Source organism: Starkeya nomas, from assembly GCF_902703545.1.
GTDB classification, from domain to species: domain Bacteria; phylum Pseudomonadota; class Alphaproteobacteria; order Rhizobiales; family Xanthobacteraceae; genus Ancylobacter; species Ancylobacter moscoviensis.
Genome location: NZ_CACSAS010000001.1, coordinates 300767 through 316278 on the forward strand (window position 1 = coordinate 300767; position 15512 = coordinate 316278).

At 70.0% G+C, this 15512-nt stretch carries 16 protein-coding genes; 12 read left to right on the forward strand and 4 right to left on the reverse strand.

From position 1 onward, the window contains the following. Nucleotides 1-150: 150 nt before the first annotated feature. Nucleotides 151-1035: a LysR substrate-binding domain-containing protein gene (locus STARVERO_RS01430; protein WP_144343871.1), complete on the forward strand. Its 885-nt coding sequence runs from the start codon at nt 151-153 to the stop codon at nt 1033-1035. An 87-nt stretch (nt 1036-1122) separates the two neighbouring features. On the opposite strand, the gene STARVERO_RS01435 is transcribed toward STARVERO_RS01430, so the two are convergent. Both STARVERO_RS01435 and STARVERO_RS01440 read right to left on the reverse strand, forming a co-directional pair. Then, nucleotides 1123-2493, reverse strand: a complete 1371-nt coding sequence (locus tag STARVERO_RS01435; protein WP_159597647.1) for a glutamate--cysteine ligase — start codon at nt 2491-2493, stop codon at nt 1123-1125. 118 nt (nt 2494-2611) lie between these two features. Continuing rightward, entirely contained in the window at nt 2612-3301 is a 690-nt protein-coding gene (locus STARVERO_RS01440; RefSeq protein WP_159597648.1) for a L,D-transpeptidase, read from the reverse strand. A gap of 112 nt (nt 3302-3413) precedes the next feature. On the opposite strand from STARVERO_RS01440, the gene STARVERO_RS01445 reads away from it, so the two are divergent. Next, a complete protein-coding gene (locus STARVERO_RS01445; protein ID WP_159597649.1) occupies nt 3414-4328 on the forward strand; it encodes a LysR family transcriptional regulator in 915 nt (304 codons plus the stop codon). A 65-nt stretch (nt 4329-4393) separates the two neighbouring features. Here STARVERO_RS01445 and STARVERO_RS01450 read toward each other — a convergent pair whose 3' ends face one another. Both STARVERO_RS01450 and STARVERO_RS01455 read right to left on the reverse strand, forming a co-directional pair. Continuing rightward, entirely contained in the window at nt 4394-5518 is a 1125-nt protein-coding gene (locus STARVERO_RS01450) for a carboxylate-amine ligase (RefSeq protein ID WP_144343875.1), read from the reverse strand. Between the two features lie 355 nt (nt 5519-5873). After that, nucleotides 5874-6641 carry a 16S rRNA (uracil(1498)-N(3))-methyltransferase gene (locus STARVERO_RS01455; protein WP_159597650.1) on the reverse strand — a complete coding sequence of 256 codons (768 nt, stop codon included), beginning with the start codon at nt 6639-6641 and terminating at the stop codon, nt 5874-5876. Nucleotides 6642-6774: 133 nt separating this feature from the next. Between STARVERO_RS01455 and STARVERO_RS01460 the strand changes: the two genes are divergently transcribed. From STARVERO_RS01460 to STARVERO_RS01505, 10 genes are all read left to right on the forward strand, one after another. After that, the gene (locus tag STARVERO_RS01460) at nt 6775-7449 is read left to right on the forward strand and encodes a hypothetical protein (protein WP_244616489.1); all 675 of its coding nucleotides are present in this window, start codon (nt 6775-6777) and stop codon (nt 7447-7449) included. 9 nt (nt 7450-7458) lie between these two features. Then, on the forward strand, nt 7459-8400 hold the full coding sequence (ubiA, locus tag STARVERO_RS01465) for a 4-hydroxybenzoate octaprenyltransferase (RefSeq protein ID WP_159601508.1): 942 nt from the start codon (nt 7459-7461) through the stop codon (nt 8398-8400). 105 nt (nt 8401-8505) lie between these two features. Next, on the forward strand, nt 8506-9138 hold the full coding sequence (locus STARVERO_RS01470; protein WP_144343877.1) for a ribonuclease D: 633 nt from the start codon (nt 8506-8508) through the stop codon (nt 9136-9138). 154 nt (nt 9139-9292) lie between these two features. Continuing rightward, a complete protein-coding gene (gene lptC, locus STARVERO_RS01475) occupies nt 9293-10060 on the forward strand; it encodes an LPS export ABC transporter periplasmic protein LptC (protein WP_244616491.1) in 768 nt (255 codons plus the stop codon). A gap of 45 nt (nt 10061-10105) precedes the next feature. Further along, nucleotides 10106-10783, forward strand: coding sequence for an LptA/OstA family protein (locus STARVERO_RS01480; RefSeq protein ID WP_159597651.1), 678 nt, complete (start codon nt 10106-10108; stop codon nt 10781-10783). 204 nt (nt 10784-10987) lie between these two features. Continuing rightward, nucleotides 10988-11938, forward strand: a complete 951-nt coding sequence (lptB, locus tag STARVERO_RS01485) for an LPS export ABC transporter ATP-binding protein (protein WP_159597652.1) — start codon at nt 10988-10990, stop codon at nt 11936-11938. Nucleotides 11939-11992: 54 nt separating this feature from the next. Further along, the gene (gene rpoN, locus STARVERO_RS01490; RefSeq protein WP_144343880.1) at nt 11993-13597 is read left to right on the forward strand and encodes an RNA polymerase factor sigma-54; all 1605 of its coding nucleotides are present in this window, start codon (nt 11993-11995) and stop codon (nt 13595-13597) included. A gap of 172 nt (nt 13598-13769) precedes the next feature. Beyond that, complete coding sequence (hpf, locus tag STARVERO_RS01495) at nt 13770-14363, forward strand: ribosome hibernation-promoting factor, HPF/YfiA family (RefSeq protein ID WP_159597653.1); 594 nt, start codon at nt 13770-13772, stop codon at nt 14361-14363. A gap of 135 nt (nt 14364-14498) precedes the next feature. After that, nucleotides 14499-14963 carry a PTS IIA-like nitrogen regulatory protein PtsN gene (gene ptsN, locus STARVERO_RS01500; RefSeq protein ID WP_144343882.1) on the forward strand — a complete coding sequence of 155 codons (465 nt, stop codon included), beginning with the start codon at nt 14499-14501 and terminating at the stop codon, nt 14961-14963. 132 nt (nt 14964-15095) lie between these two features. After that, nucleotides 15096-15422, forward strand: coding sequence for a helix-turn-helix domain-containing protein (locus tag STARVERO_RS01505; RefSeq protein ID WP_159597654.1), 327 nt, complete (start codon nt 15096-15098; stop codon nt 15420-15422). Nucleotides 15423-15512: the final 90 nt, after the last annotated feature.

The following is a 15512-nucleotide window of genomic DNA, read 5'->3' on the forward strand; positions in this document are numbered from 1 at the left end:
CTGATCTCGCGGCGGCCCTGGAGCCACCCGATATCGACGTCATCCGTTCGCGGCGGGATCGTTATGCCGTACCGGGATTGATCACGCTAGCGAATGTTTATGATCCGAGATATCATTCCGATTGATGATACGCCGCCGGGAGCGCCGCCGATGACCGTGTTGCTGGACATTGATCAATTAAGAACATTCATCGCCATCGCCGAAACGGGCAGTTTCACCAAGGCGGCTGATGTGGTCCACAAGACCCAGTCGGCGGTCTCGATGCAGATGAAGCGGCTGGAGGAGAGGGTCGGCAAGCCGATCTTCGCGCGCGACGGGCGCTCCTCGCGCCTCACCGACGAGGGCGAGCGGCTGCTCGATTACGCCCGGCGCATCGTCAAGCTGAACATGGAGGCGGTGGCCAGCCTCGCCAGCGCCGAACTCTCCGGCCGCGTGCGCCTCGGCGTGCCCGACGACTACGCCGACCGCTACCTCCCGGAGATCATGGCGCGCTTCTCCGCGACCCATCCCAATGTCGAGCTGACCGTCGTCTGCGATCCCTCGACCGATCTCATCGACCGCATCGACACCGGCGACCTCGACCTCGCCATCATCACCGACTGCGAGATGATCAACCGCGAGACGGAGATCATCCGCCGCGAGCAGCTGCTGTGGATCGGCTCCACCCGCCATTCCGTGCATCTGGAGGACCCGGTGCCGCTGGCGCTGGGCCGGCAGAGCTGCAACTGGCGGCAGGAGGCGATCTCCATGCTGCAGGCGGTGGGGCGGCCGTTCCGCATTCTCTATACCAGCTCGAACAGCACGGCGGTGTCGGCGGCGGTGCTCTCGGGTCTCGCCATCTCGGTGCTGCCGGAATCGGGGCTGCGGCCGGGGATGCGGGTGCTCGGCCCCTCCGACGGCTTCCCGGCGCTGGCGCCGTGCCGCATCGGCCTGCTGCGCAACCGGCATGAAGCCTCGGCGCTGGCCGACGCGCTGGCGAACCATATCGTGCAGGGCCTCGACAACATCTCCGAGGCGGCCATCGCGGCGGAGTGATCGCCGCCGCCTCTCATGCCGGGGGCGGGCGGAACCACCTCTCCGCCGCGGTGCGGGCGCGGGAAACCGGCGGGGCGAGGCCGCCGCTCAGTAGGCGCACTCGTCGAAGATCGGCTCGACCGAGCGGTTCCATTCGGTCTCGTAGCGCCGCAGCAGCACCTCGGCCGGGGTGAGGCCGGTCTCGAGGCTTTCTTCCAGCGGCTTGAGGAAGCGCGTCTCGTCGCGGCCCTGGCTGTCGCGATAGTCGCGGCGGGCGAGGCCGGCGCGGGCGATGGCGACCACCTCGCGGGCGAGCTCGCGCATGGAGCGGCCGGCGATCTCCGCCTTGAGGCCGAGCCGGGGCACGTCGTCGCGCAGCTTCTGGCGCTCCTGCGCGCTCCAGCCCCTGGCGAGATCCCAGGCGGCGTCGAGGCTCGTCGTGTCGTAGAGCAGGCCGGTCCACAGCGCGGGCAGGGCGCACAGATTGCGCCACGGGCCGCCGTCGGCGCCGCGCATTTCGAGGTAACGCTTCAGCCGCACCTCGGGGAAGATGGTGGAGAGGTGGTTGGCCCAGTCCGAGACCGTCGCGGTCTCGCCCGGCACCGCCGGGTGCCTTCCCGCCAGAAGGTCGCGGAAGGAGGAGCCGGCGACGTCGATATAGGTGTCGCCGCGCTTGATGAAGTACATCGGCACGTCGAGGGCGTAGTCGACATAACGCTCGAAGCCCATGCCGTCCTCGAAGGCGAAGGGCAGCATGCCGGAGCGGTTGTTGTCGGTGTCGCGCCAGATCTCCGAGCGGAAGGAGAGGAAGCCGTTGGGCCGCCCTTCCGTGAAGGGCGAGTTGGCGAACAGGGCGGTGGCGACCGGCTGCAAAGCGAGGCCGACGCGCAGCTTCTTCACCATGTCGGCTTCCGAGGCGAAGTCGAGATTCACCTGCACGGTGCAGGTCCGGTACATCATGTCGAGGCCGTGCGTGCCGACCTTCGGCATGTAGCCGGTCATGATCTTGTAGCGGCCCTTGGGCATCACCGGCGTCTGCGCCAGCGTCCATTTCGGGCTCATGCCGAGGCCGAGGAAGCCGAAGCCGAGCGGGGTCGCCACCTCGCGCACATGGGTGAGGTGGGTGTTCACCTCGGCGCAGGTCTCGTGGATGGTGACGAGCGGCGCGCCGGAAAGCTCGAACTGCCCGCCGGGCTCCAGCGAGATCGCCCCGCCGCCGACATTGTCGGCGAGGCCGATGATGGTGGAGCCCTCCATGATCGGCTCCCAGCAGCTCAGCGCCTGCATGCCTTCGAGCAGGGCGCGGATGCCGTTCTCGCCTTCATAGGGCACGGGATCGTGGCCCTCCAGGGTGAAGGGGAACTTCTCGTGCTCGGTGCCGATGCGGAACTTCTGCGGCGCCTTGCTGCCCGCTTCCAGCCAGGCGACGAGCTCGTCGCGGCTTTCGATGGGCTGCGTGTCGATCTGGTCTCGCGCCATAAAGGACTCCGGCGGCAGGCTGGCAGGGCGCGAGACCATACACAGGCCGGCGTTGGACGCAAATCGCCGTAACTACCGATGAAAATCGGGGAATATGGCGGGCCGGCGCCGGGCCGTTTCAGCCGGTGGCGGCGGACGAGGCGAGGACTACGGCGCGGGTGCCGGCCGGCACCCGCCGGTAGAGGTCGATGATGTCCTGGTTCAGCAGCCGGATGCAGCCGGAGGAGACCATGGTACCGATGGTCCACGGCTCGACGGTGCCGTGCAGCCGGTACAGCGTGTCGCGCCCGCCGCGGTAGAGATAGAGCGCGCGCGGGCCGAGCGGGTTGCCCGGGCCGCCCGGCAGGCCGCCGGCATATTTGCCGTAGCGCTCGGGCTCGCGGCGAATCATGTCCGGGGTCGGCGTCCAGCGCGGCCACTCGGCCTTGCGGGCGATGGTGGCGGCGCCGCGGAAGTTGAAGCCTTCCTCCCGGCCGACGCCGACGCCGTAGCGCAGCGCCCGGCCGCCCTCGCGGACCAGATAGGCGTAGCGGGCCTCGACGTCGACGACGATGGTGCCGGGCTCCTCGCGGGTGGCATAGGCGACCTCGCGCCTCAGGAAGCGCGGATCGATCCGCGACAGATCGACGGCCGGGACCGGATGGGGCTCGCCGTCGAGCGCGGCGTAGATGGCCTCATAGGAGGCCGCATGCGCGGGCGCGGAAGCAAGGGGAAGGGCGGCCTCCGCCGGCGCCGGCCGGCGCGCCGTGGCGCAGCCGGCGAGAAGGAAGGGCGCGCCGAAAAGGAAACCGCGTCGGTCGATGGCCATGGACGTCTGTGCCTCCGGAAGGAATGCGATGGGGATCGCGGCCTAGGTGCGCGATGGCGCCGGAAGCGTCCATATGTTATGGGGTAATCACTTCCATAACCAAGAGGCATGGATGGATCTCGCCGCCGCCCTGCGCGCCTTCGTGCGCACCGTCGAGCGCGGCTCGGTGACGGCGGCGGCACGGGACCTCGCCGTGACGCAGCCGGCCGTCACCAAGCATCTGCGCAATCTGGAGCGCCATGTCGGGGCGCGGCTGCTGGAGCGTTCGGCGCGCCTCGTGCGCCCGACGCCGCAGGGCGCGGCGCTCTACGAGACGAGCCGCTCGGCGCTCGCCTCCATCGATTCGGCGCTGGAAGGCGTGCGGCGCGACATGGGCGCCATCGAGGGGACGCTGCGCATCCACGCGCCCGCCTGCCTCGGCGCGCGGCGGCTGCACGGTATCGTCCTGGAGTTCCAGGCGGCGCATCCGGGCGTGAATGTCGATCTCATCCTGGAGAACCGCAGCGTCGATCTCGTCTACGAGAACCTGGACCTCGCGGTGAAATATGGCCGGCCGGAAGGGCAGGACCTGATCATCCGGCGGCTGGGGCTGGTGCGGCGGGTGCTGGTGGCGGCGCCGAGCTTCCTCGCCCGCTGCGGCCCCGTCGACACGCTGGAGCGCCTGTCGCAGATCGACCTCGTCACCACGCCCGCCGTGGTATCGCCGCGCGACATGCTGATCCTGCAGCGGGCCGGAATTCCTCTTGGCGAATCCATCGAGGTGCCGGTGCGCCCGATCCTGCGCACCAATGCCGCCGAAGTGATCGAGCAGACGCTGCTGGGCGGTCACGCGGCCGGGCCGGTGCAGGTGCTGTTCGCCGCCCGCGACCTGGCGGCGGGGCGCCTCGTGCGGCTGCTGCCGGAATACGAGGTGCGCCCGTCGGAGGTGTTCCTCGCCTATCCCTCGGTGCGCTTCATGCGCCCGGTGGTGCGGGCCTTCACCGATTTCGCGGTGCCGGCGCTGCGGGCGACGGAAGGGATCACCTGATCCGGCGCCGCCCGGTTCCGTGGGCGACCTCTCCCCGGCGGGGAGAGGTAATAAAAGGACGCCGGCTACTGCGCGGAGGCGTGGGCCAGCCAGGTCTTGACCGCGTTGAGCGCCTCGTTGCGGTTGCCGGTGCGGTGGGCGGCCTCCTGATAGACGGCGATCTGCACGTCGGCGCTGGTGCCGCCGCCGAGGATGGTGCGCAGGTGCTCCAGTTCCTCGCCGCCGCCCAGCGCCTGCGCGTCGTCGCGCAGCTGGTCGATCAGCGTCTCCACCGCCTGCGCCACCGGGACGGCCTCGCGGGCGCCACGATCGACGAAGCTGCCATGGATGCCGTAGCGCTGCGCCCGCCACTTGTTCTCCGAGGCGATGGCGCGGTCCACCGCGTCGATGCCGGCGTTGAGCCCGGGGTTGCGCACGAGATGGCGCACCAGCGCGCGGTAGAGCGCGGCGATGGCGACGGAATCCTCCACCCGCGTGCAGCTGTCGGGCGCCCGCAGCTCGAGCGTCGGGTGCTTCACCGAGGGGCGGATGGTCCACCACACATAACTCGAATCGCGGATCGCCCGCGCCGCCACCAGGGCGTCGATGTAGTCCTGATAGTCCTTGGCGGTCTCGAACAGCTCGGGCAGGCCGGTGCGGGGCAGCTCGTCATAGGCGGCGAGCCGGTAGCCCATCAGCCCGGTGCGCTTGGATTCCCAGAAGGGCGAGGAGGTCGACAGCGCCACGAAGATCGGCAGATAGGGCAGGATGCGGCGCATGACGTCGATGCGCTGGTCGGCGTCGGGCAGCTCCACATGCACATGCATGCCGCAGAGCATGTTGCGCTCGCCGAGCATCTGGAGATCGTGCATCAGCCCGTCATAGCGGCGGGTCTGCGTGCCCTTGCCGGTCTGCCAGCTCGCCGTGGGGTGCGTGCCGGAAGCGAGGAAGGCGAGGTCGAAGCCGGCGGCCACCTCGCCGAGCGAACGGCGCAGGCCGCGAAGCTGGCGGCGCGCCTCGGCGGCGCTCTCGTGCGGGCGGGTCATCACCTCGATCTGCGACTGCAGGAGCTCGCCGGAGACCGCGCCCCCCAGCTCCGCATGCACCTTGTCCATGAAGGCGCCCGGCATGCGGCGCAGCGCGCTGCGCGTTTCCCCGTCGACGATGAAATATTCTTCCTCGATTCCGATGCGGTATTCTTCTGTCGTCATGGCGTCATTCTCCGCACTCATCGATAAGGATGCAGGCAGGCATAGCTTAGCCGACGCAGAATCAATCCGCGTCGATTTCGGTGGCTTGATGATTGAAAAGTAAGACCGGAATGTGACCCCGAATTGGAGGGGTATCGAGGTCAATTTATTATAATTGTCAAAATTATATTGATGCTACTACCAGTAGTGGGCATCTCGTTTCTTGGGCATGCAGCCGCCTTTCCGCGGCCGGGGAGCGGCGCGGCACAAGGGCAGTCTTCCGATAGCCGGTGCCCCCGCGGCGGGGTGCCCGGTGACGCCCGCTAACGCGCGGGGTCGAATCCGGTTCCCGCCGGGCGCGTGCTTCGCCGCTCTTTCAGCGGGCGGCGTGCCGCGCCGCTTCCACCAGGGCGAGGGCCGCCACGGCGGCGGTGTCGGCGCGCAGGATGCGCGGGCCGAGCGAGAGCACGACGGTGCCGGGGCGGGCGGCCAGCCGGCGCCGCTCCTCGTCGTCGAAGCCGCCTTCCGGCCCGATGAGCACGGCGAGCGGGCCGTCGATCGCCGGGCGCAGCGCCGCCATCGGGTCGGCCTCGGGCGCGGCCTCGTCGCAGAACACCAGCCGGCGTTCCGGCGCCAGCCCGGCCAGCCAGCGGGCCAGCGGCTCCGGCTCCAGCACGGCGGGCGGGTTGAGGATGCCGCACTGCTCGGCGGCCTCGATCACATTGGCGCGCATGCGCTCGGTGTTCACCCGCGTCGCCTGGGTGCGGCGGGTCATCACCGGCACCAGCCGGCCGGCGCCCATCTCCACCGCCTTCTGCACCATGTAGTCGAGGCGGGCATGCTTGAGCGGGGCGAAGGCATAGTCGAGATCGGGCGGCGGCGTCTGCCGGCGCAGCCGCGCCTCGCAGCGCAGGAGCGCCTCGCGCCTGCCGCCGGCCTCGCGCACGGCGCGCCATTCCCCGTCGCGCCCGTTGAAGAGATGGATGTGCCCGCCGACCTCCAGCCGGATCACGTCGGAGACGTAATGGGCCCGGTCGCGGTCGAGGCTGACCAGCGCGCCTTCCGCCAGCGCGTCCTCGACGAAGAGGCGCTGGGCGCGGAAATCATAGGGCCGGTCGAGGGAATCATCTTGAGTTCGGGCCATGATGCGGGCCATTTTCTCGCTTATAAGCCGGCACGGTGAGATATGCCGTGATGTTGCCCAATCTTTAAGGCCCCTGTATCACGCTGGGTCAATAATACGGCACCGCCCGGCGGTTCTGATGAGAGGTTGAATATTGGAAGCTCGCCTGAAGCACCCGCGCGCCGGCATGCCGGCGCTGGCTGGCGCGCTCATCGTCGGGATGCTGCATGCGACGCCGGCCGGCGCGCAATGGATCGGCACGCCCGGCGGTTCCGGTGACGGGGCCTCCGGCTCCGGCAATGTGACCATCACCGCGCCGGCCCCGGCCCCCGGCATGCAGGGCGGCCTGGGCTCCGGTTTCGAACCGGCGCCGCAACCCGTTCCGCAGCAGGCCAACCCCAACATGGCCGAGTGCCAGACGAGCGTGCAGAAGCTGCGCACCGACCTCGAGGCGCGCGGCGGCGCCGTGCAGAAGGCGGCGAAGGCCAAGCGCCCGCCGTCCGAGCTGTGCCCGCTGTTCCGCAACCTCGCCACCGCCCAGCAGGCCTTCTATGCCTACCTCAACGGCAACAAGGCCAAATGCGGCGTGCCCGACGACGTGCTGCAGAAGCTGAAGGCCAACAACTCCCAGGTCGCCACGACGCGCAACCGCGTCTGCGAGGTGGCGAAGATGCAGGAGAACGGCGGCGGCGGTGGCGGCGGTGGCCCCAGCGGTCCGCCGGCCCAGGGTTCCGTCTCCGCCGGCCTCGGCCTGCCGAGCGGCCTTCCCAGCGTCGGCACCGAGCCGGGCGGCGTGTTCGACACGCTCGGCGGCGACGCGCTGCGCTGACCGGCCATGATGCTTCCCGCCGGCCCGGCTCCGGCCGACACCACCGGAAACTGGGTCGACCGGCGCGCGCCCTCCTTCCTGCGCCCTTTCCTGCGGCTGGCGCGTGCCGATCGCCCGATCGGCAGCTGGCTGCTGCTCATTCCCTGCCTGTGGTCGGTGGCGCTCGCCCTCCGCCTGCAGGCGGATGCGGGCGCGCCCGATTACGGGCACGCGGCGGTGCTGGTCGCCCTCTTCGCCATCGGCGCGGTCGCCATGCGCGGGGCGGGCTGCACCTGGAACGACATTCTCGACCGCGACATTGACGGGCGGGTGGAGCGCACGCGCTCGCGCCCGCTGCCGGCCGGGCAGGTGACGCTGGCCGGCGCCTTCGTCTTCCTCGGCCTGCAGGGCCTCGCCGGCCTCGCCGTGCTGCTCTGCCTGCCTCCCTTCGCCATCGCCACGGCGCTCGCCTCGCTGGGCGTGGTGGTGATCTATCCGTTGATGAAGCGGGTGATCTGGGTGCCGCAGGCGGTGCTCGGGCTCGCCTTCTCCTGGGGCGCGCTGATGGGCTTCGCCGCGCTCATCGAGGCGCTGCCGCCCTCCGCCTTCCTGCTCTATGCGGGCTCGGTGCTTTGGGTGATCGGCTACGACACCATCTACGCGCATCAGGACCGCGAGGACGACGAGACGGTCGGGGTGAAGTCCTCGGCGCGGTTCTTCGCCGGCGCGACCAAGCGGTGGCTGGTCGGCCTGTATGGCGGCACGGTGGTGCTGTTCGCGCTGGCGATCGGCGCGGCGGGCGGCGGCGTCTTCGCCTGGCTGGGGCTCGCCCTGTTCGCGGCGCATCTCGCCTGGCAGATCCGGCGGGTCGACATCGACGACGGCAGGAACTGCCTGCGGGTGTTCCTCTCCAACCGCGACGCCGGCCTGATCCTGTTCGCGGGGCTGGCCGTCCAGGCGCTGGCGGCCTGAGCGGCGGGCCGGAGCGCCCGAACGCGGGTGCCCACGAGGCTGCGCGGTTGCGGGGGCGGCCCCGGCGGTGCTAAGGAGCCGCAAACCCTTGAAAGCACGGTTCCCATGAGCATCCGCCTGCACCGCGGCGACCTGGTCGATCTCGCCCGCTACACGCCCGAGAACGCGCCCTTCGTCGCCATCGACACCGAGACGCTGGGCCTCAACCCGCATCGCGACCGGCTGTGCGTGGTGCAGCTCTCGCCGGGCGACGGCACCGCCGACATCGTGCAGATCCCGGCCGGCGCCGGCCCCGGCAGCGCGCCGAACCTCGAAAAGCTGCTCACCGATCCGCGCAGCACCAAGCTGTTCCACTTCGCCCGCTTCGACGTCGCCGTGCTCGGCAAGACGTTCGGGCTGACGGTGGAGCCGGTGTGGTGCACCAAGATCGCTTCGCGCCTGACGCGCACCTACACCGACCGGCACGGGCTGAAGGAGCTGGTGCGCGAGCTGCTCGGCGTCGACCTGTCCAAGCAGCAGCAGAGCTCGGACTGGGCGGCGGAGGAGCTGAGCGAGGCGCAGCTCCAGTACGCCGCCTCGGACGTGCTGCACCTGCATGCCCTGCAGGCGAAGCTCGCCGCGATGCTGGCCCGCGACGGGCGCACCGAGCTGGCCGAGGCGTGCTTCGGCTTCCTGCCGACCCGCGCCAAGCTGGACCTCGCCGGCTGGCCGGAAGAGGACATCTTCGCGCATTCTTGAACGGCGGCTCCCGGCGCCGTCCGGGGTCTGCCCGAGATTCGCCGACTTCTCAGGGCTTGTTGAGTTGCAGCGCCCCGTGCTTGCGCGTCAGGGCGGAAGCCGCCATCTTACGCGATGGTGGGGGTCCATCGCAGCCGGGGATACACCGTCACGCATGAACAAATACGTCGAACCTCCCGCGCGCCGCGGCGCGAGAGCGACGGAGCCGTTGGCTCGTCGGGCGACGGCGCTCGCCTCGAAGGGGGGCGATCGCTACAAGGACGCCCAGCGCCACAGCCGGCGCGTGCGCTTTTTTCGCTGGGCCCTGCCGGTCGGCGTGGTGACGGTGCTCGGGCTCACCGTGGCGGTGAACTATCTCGATCCGTTCAGCATCGCCGTCGACCTGCCCTTCGAACTGGGGCGGGTGTCGCTGTCGGGCACGCAGGTGAAGATGGAATTCCCCCGCCTGCACGGCTTCACGGCCGATAACCGCAGCTACAACGTCTCGGCGATCTCGGCCTCGCAGGACCTGACGAAGCCGGACAGCATCAACCTCGACAAGATCGACGCCAAGATGGAGCTGGCCAATAATGGCTGGGCCAACCTGACGGCGAATGCCGGCCACTATAACACCAAGACCGAGCAGCTGGAGCTGACCGAGGGGGTCCGCTTCGACACCTCCTCGGGCTATGGCGGCACGCTCAAGGACGCCGCCATCGACATCAAGGGCGGCAAGCTGGTGTCGAATCATCCGGTGGAGCTGACCTATCAGGACGGCAAGCTGACGGCCGACAGCATCGAGGTCACCCAGAAGGATTCGCGCGCCCTGCTGACCGGCAACGTGCAGCTCGACTTCAAGATGCCGCCGGCCGACGGCGACACGCGCAAGAGCACCGAGGCGCCGAAGCTTCGGGGTGCGACAACGGTGGGCGTCACCCCGTGAGCTGCGTCATTGAACGGCCACCGCGGCGCGGCTAGACAGGCAAGCATGAACATGTTGAACCGCTTCGCCGGCACCGGCCTCGCCCTTCTCGTGATCTCCGCCGCGGGCCTCGGCCCGCTGGCGACGCACGCGCTGGCGCAGCAGGGCCGCAACGTGCCGAACGCCCTGCAGGGCTTCGCCGCCAACCGCGACCAGCCGATCCGGATCAACGCCAACAGCCTGGAAGTGCGCGACCAGGAGAAGCAGGCGATCTTCACCGGCAATGTCGTCGTCCAGCAGGGCGACACGACGCTGCGCTGCAAGAAGCTGGTGGTGTTCTACGACGGCAAGGAAGCGGGCGGCGCGGCCAAGAGCGGCGAGGCGCTGGCCGCCGGCAGCCCGATCAACTCCTCCGCCATCCGCCGGCTGGAGATCATCGACTCGGTGGTCGTGACCACCAAGGAGCAGACGGCGACCGGCGAGAAGGGCGTGTTCGAGACCGCCTCGAACACCATCACGCTCACCGGGAGCCCGGTGGTGCTGACCTCGGGGCCGAACGTGATCCGCGGCAAGAAGCTGACCGTCGACCTGACCAGCGGCCTGTCGCGCTTCGACGGCGGGCGCATCGAGAGCCTGATCGTGCCCAACAGCATGAAGCAGATGGAAGGCGCCGCGCCGGGTGCGGCGCCCAAGCCTGGCGCGCCACCCAAGCCGGGGGCGAAGCCCGCCAAGCCGACGCCCTGAGGCGTTTCTGCGCCCGGCGCCCTCGACGGCGTGCGGGTGCTGGGGAGCGTTTCCGGGGCGCGGCGTCGTTCGCCTGCGCATCGTGAACCGGCGTGGATCCGCGACATGCGGGCGCTTGCGGCCCGGTTTTTGCATCTGCCATTTGCCAGCCGCGTTTAGAGCGTTTATCACCTTCCGGGTGGTGACTTCACCACGGAGGTGCGCGTGGGATTTTTCTCGACCATCGTCGGACGCGGCAAATCGGTGCCGCCGGGTTCCCAGGCCGATGGAGCGCGCGCGCGCGGCTTCGGCAGCGGCGGTCGCGCCGGCCCGCGCCCGGACGCCCTCGAGGCCCGGTTCGAGGCGGAATTCGAGGCGGCGCTGACGACCGGCCTGCGGCCCGCGCCGCCGGCGACGGCCGCAGCGTCCTCCTCAGTCTCGCCGGCCACCGACCAGGGCATGCTGCGCGCGGTGGGGCTCGCCAAGAGCTATGGCGGGCGGCAGGTGGTGCGCGGCGCCAGCCTGAACGTGCGGCGCGGCGAGGCGGTCGGCCTGCTCGGCCCCAACGGCGCCGGCAAGACCACGATCTTCTACATGATCACCGGGCTGGTGAAGGCCGATGCCGGGCGGATCGAGCTCGACGGCCACGACGTCACCCATCTGCCGATGTACCGCCGCGCGCGCCTCGGCGTCGGCTACCTGCCGCAGGAAGCCTCGATCTTCCGCGGGCTCTCGGTGGAGAACAACATCCGCGCCGTGCTGGAGGTGGTGGAGCCCAGCCGCAAGCAGCGCGAGCGCCAGCTCGACGCGCTGCTGGAGGAATTCCGCGTCACCCATGTGCGCAAGTCGCCCTCCATCGCGCTGTCCGGCGGCGAGCGGCGGCGCGTCGAGATCGCCCGCGCGCTCGCCTCGCGCCCGACCTTCATGCTGCTCGACGAGCCCTTCGCCGGCATCGACCCGATCGCGGTCGGCGACATCCAGGCGCTGGTGCGCCAGCTCACCGAGCGCGGCATCGGCGTGCTGATCACCGACCACAATGTGCGCGAGACGCTGGGCCTGATCGACCGCGCCTACATCATCCATTCCGGCACCGTGCTGATGGAGGGCTCGCCCGAGGAAATCGTGGCGAGCGAGGAGGTGCGGCGGCTCTATCTGGGCGAGGAGTTCCGTCTCTAGCATGGACAAGCCGCCGCCCGCCCCGCTCGATGCCGTCCGTGGAGAGTGCGCGCCATGTCGCTGAGCCCGCGTCTCGAATTCCGCCAGACCCAGTCGCTGGTGATGACGCCGCAGCTCATGCAGGCGATCAAGCTGCTGCAGCTCTCCAATCTCGATCTGGTGGCCTATGTCGAGGCGGAGCTGGAGCGCAACCCGCTGCTGGAGCGGCAGGTGGAGCCGGAGGGCGAGCGGCCGGGCGAGGCGGAAGGCGAGGGGCGGGAAGGCGGCGAGCGCGTCACCGATGCCGATCTCGACCCGCGCGCCGGCCATGGCTTCGAGGCCGAGGGCACCGGCGGCGAGCGTGAGGAGCGGGTTTCCGACTGGCTGGAGGAGCGGCTCGACGCCAGCCGCAGCGCCATCGAGGACCGGCTCGACACCACGCTGGAGAACGTCTACCCGGACGATTCCGGGCGCGAGCCGGCGGGCCTCGCCCCGTCCGGCGAGGCGCCGGCCTATTCGGAATGGGCAGGCGTCGGCACCGGCGGGCGCGACGATGACGGCTACAACCTCGAAGCCTTCGTTTCCGCCGAGACGACGCTGGCGGACCATCTGGAAGGGCAGCTCGCCCTGGCGGTGAGCGATCCCGTGGAGCGGCTGATCGGCCAGAACCTCATCGATCTCATCGACGAGGCGGGCTACCTCTCCGCCGACCTCGCGGGCGTCGCCGAACGGCTGGGCGCCCCGCCGGAGACGGTGGAGAAGGTGCTCGGCGTGGTGCAGAGCTTCGATCCGCCGGGCATCGGCGCGCGCTCGCTGGCCGAATGCCTCGCCATCCAGCTCAAGGAGCGCAACCGCTACGACCCCTGCATGGCGGCGCTGCTCGGCCATCTCGAACTGCTCGCCCGGCGCGAATTCACCACGCTGAAGCGGGTATGCGGCGTCGACGACGAGGACCTTGCCGAGATGGTCGGCGAGATTCGCCGGCTCAACCCCAAGCCGGGCCTCGCCTTCGGCTCGGGAATCATCCAGCCGATCGTGCCGGACGTGTTCGTGCGCGGCACGCCGGACAACTGGCTGGTGGAGCTGAACGCCGACACGCTGCCGCGCGTGCTGGTGAACCAAGCCTATTATTCCCGCGTGCAGAAGACGACGCGCAACGAGCGCGAGAAGGCGTTCCTCTCCGACTGCATGCAGACCGCCACCTGGCTCACGCGCTCGCTCGACCAGCGGGCCCGCACCATCCTCAAGGTGGCGACCGAGATCGTGCGCCAGCAGGACGCCTTCCTCACGCTCGGCGTGCAGCACCTGCGGCCGCTGAACCTGCGCATGGTGGCGGACGCCATCGGCATGCACGAATCGACGGTCTCGCGCGTGACGTCCAACAAATACATGGCGACGCCGCGCGGGATCTTCGAGATGAAGTACTTCTTCTCGTCTTCTATTTCGGCTTCCGACGGCGGCGAGGCGCATTCGGCGGAGTCGGTGCGCTTCCGCATCAAGCAGATGATCGACGCGGAGAGCCCCGACGACGTGCTTTCCGACGACACGCTGGTGCAGCGCCTGCGCGAGGCCGGCATCGACATCGCCCGCCGCACCGTCGCCAAATATCGCGAGGCGATGCGGATTCCCTCGTCCGTGCAGCGCCGCCGCGAGAAGCAGGCCGCCCTCTCGGCCGGCTGAAAAGGCCCGCCGCCGCGTGGCTTGCCGAGCTATCCACTGCCCCTCGTTGACACATTCCCTCGCGGCTCCTACCTCTTAAGGGCACCGGCCGGGCATGTAGGGGGTTCGGGCAGGGAGGGGGCGGACAGAATCGACCGCCATGCGCCTTGCCCCAGCAGAGGGACGAGTCACGATGCCGCTGCGGGTTTCTGGAAAAAACATCGACGTGGGCGAGGCGCTGAGGCAGCGGGTTTCCGACCGCGTGGCCGGCGCCATGGGCAAGTATTTCGACGGCGGCTGGTCCGGCCATGTCACCGTGGCCCGCGAGGGCTCCGGCTACCGCTCGGACTGCGCGCTGCATCTCGACAGCGGGACGGTGCTGCAGGCCCATGCGGACGCACAGGATCCCTATGCCAGCGCCGACGCCGCCATGGAGCGGATCGAGCGGCGGCTGCGCCGCTACAAGAGCCGCATCAAGCGCCGCGCCCTGAACGGGGAGGGCGGCGCGCTCGCCGAGACGGTGCCGCTGACCGTGTTCACCGCCCCCGACCACGAGGACGCCGAGCTGATCGAGGGCTGGAGCCCGACCGTGGTGGCCGAGGCGACCGCCAACCTGCCGCGCCTGTCGGTCAGCGACGCGGTGCTGGAGCTCGACTTCACCGGCGCCTCCGCGCTGGTGTTCCGCCACGCCGGCCATGGCCGCATCAACGTCGTCTACCGGCGTGGGGACGGCCATGTCGGCTGGGTCGATCCGCCCACCAGCGCCATGGCGGAAGAAGTCCATTGATCGCCCCTGTCTCCGGGAAGCGCGCGGCCGTGAGAGCGGCCCGCGCGCTTCGTCTCGCCGCGACGCGGATCACCATGTCCCGGATCGTTATGTCCCACACCGTCATGCCCCGGATTGTCAGCCACGGATCGAGTCATGGCTTTGAATGACATTTTGGCGATGGCCGCCGTGTTCCCGACCCTGCGGGTCGGCAGCAAGAAGCAGGCCCTGCAGGAGCTGTCGGCCCATGCGGCGGAGCTGCTGAAGCGGGACGAGCGGGAGATCTTCGAGACGCTGAACCAGCGCGAGCGGCTCGGCTCCACCGGCGTCGGCAACGGCATCGCCATTCCGCACGGCAAGCTGGCCAAGATGGACAAGCTGTTCGGCATGTTCGCGCGGCTGGAGAAGCCGATCGACTTCGAGGCGCTGGACGGCGAGCCGGTCGATCTGGTGTTCCTGCTGCTGGCGCCGGAGGCGGCGGGCGCGGACCATCTGAAGGCGCTGGCGCGTGTCGCCCGCCTGCTGCGCGACCCGGAGGTGGCCAAGAAGCTGCGCAATTCGCGCGACGCGGCCTCGATCCACGCCATCCTGACCGGCGCGCCGGCGACCGACGCGGCCTGAGGCGGCGGCCGGGCGATTTCGCACCGGCCGGTCGGCTTTCCCGTCGCGGTGGCTTTCCCGCTGCGACGGCTGTCATTGCGGCGGCGAGCGCCTATGTCAGAAGGCGGATAGCGTTCCTCAGGAGAGACCTCCATGGCCGAAACGTCGGTTCCCGCCAATCTTGCCCTCGCGCCGGAGCAGTGCCGCGCGGCGCGCGCGCTGCTCGACTGGAGCGCGCAGCAGCTCGCCGAGCGCGCGCGCGTGACGCTGGACTGGCTGCACGCCTTCGAGGAGGGCCGCGAGCCGGGCGAGGATGTCGACCCCGGCGAGGCGGAGCGGCTGCGCCGCGTGCTGGAGGAGGCCGGCATCGACTTCCTCGACGCCGGCGAGGCGAGCACCGGCGGCGGGCCGGGCCTGCGCATCAAGCAGAAGGCCGGCTATATCCCGTCCGAGCGGCTGAGCTCGGCCAACGACGTGTGAGGTGGTGGCGATCCTGCCCTGGTGATCGTTTCCCGGCCCGGCCCGGCGCTTCGCCTGCGGCTCCGCGGGGCCGGGAAACCATGACAGCAT

Coding starts and splice junctions, on each gene's coding strand:
- STARVERO_RS01430 (WP_144343871.1), top strand. CDS start 151: ATGACCGTGTTGCTGGACATTGATCAATTAAGAACATTCATCGCCATC.
- STARVERO_RS01435 (WP_159597647.1), bottom strand. CDS start 2,493: ATGGCGCGAGACCAGATCGACACGCAGCCCATCGAAAGCCGCGACGAG.
- STARVERO_RS01440 (WP_159597648.1), bottom strand. CDS start 3,301: ATGGCCATCGACCGACGCGGTTTCCTTTTCGGCGCGCCCTTCCTTCTC.
- STARVERO_RS01445 (WP_159597649.1), top strand. CDS start 3,414: ATGGATCTCGCCGCCGCCCTGCGCGCCTTCGTGCGCACCGTCGAGCGC.
- STARVERO_RS01450 (WP_144343875.1), bottom strand. CDS start 5,518: ATGACGACAGAAGAATACCGCATCGGAATCGAGGAAGAATATTTCATC.
- STARVERO_RS01455 (WP_159597650.1), bottom strand. CDS start 6,641: ATGGCCCGAACTCAAGATGATTCCCTCGACCGGCCCTATGATTTCCGC.
- ubiA (WP_159601508.1), top strand. CDS start 7,459: ATGCTTCCCGCCGGCCCGGCTCCGGCCGACACCACCGGAAACTGGGTC.
- STARVERO_RS01470 (WP_144343877.1), top strand. CDS start 8,506: ATGAGCATCCGCCTGCACCGCGGCGACCTGGTCGATCTCGCCCGCTAC.
- lptC (WP_244616491.1), top strand. CDS start 9,293: ATGAACAAATACGTCGAACCTCCCGCGCGCCGCGGCGCGAGAGCGACG.
- STARVERO_RS01480 (WP_159597651.1), top strand. CDS start 10,106: ATGAACATGTTGAACCGCTTCGCCGGCACCGGCCTCGCCCTTCTCGTG.
- rpoN (WP_144343880.1), top strand. CDS start 11,993: ATGTCGCTGAGCCCGCGTCTCGAATTCCGCCAGACCCAGTCGCTGGTG.
- hpf (WP_159597653.1), top strand. CDS start 13,770: ATGCCGCTGCGGGTTTCTGGAAAAAACATCGACGTGGGCGAGGCGCTG.
- ptsN (WP_144343882.1), top strand. CDS start 14,499: ATGGCTTTGAATGACATTTTGGCGATGGCCGCCGTGTTCCCGACCCTG.
- STARVERO_RS01505 (WP_159597654.1), top strand. CDS start 15,096: ATGGCCGAAACGTCGGTTCCCGCCAATCTTGCCCTCGCGCCGGAGCAG.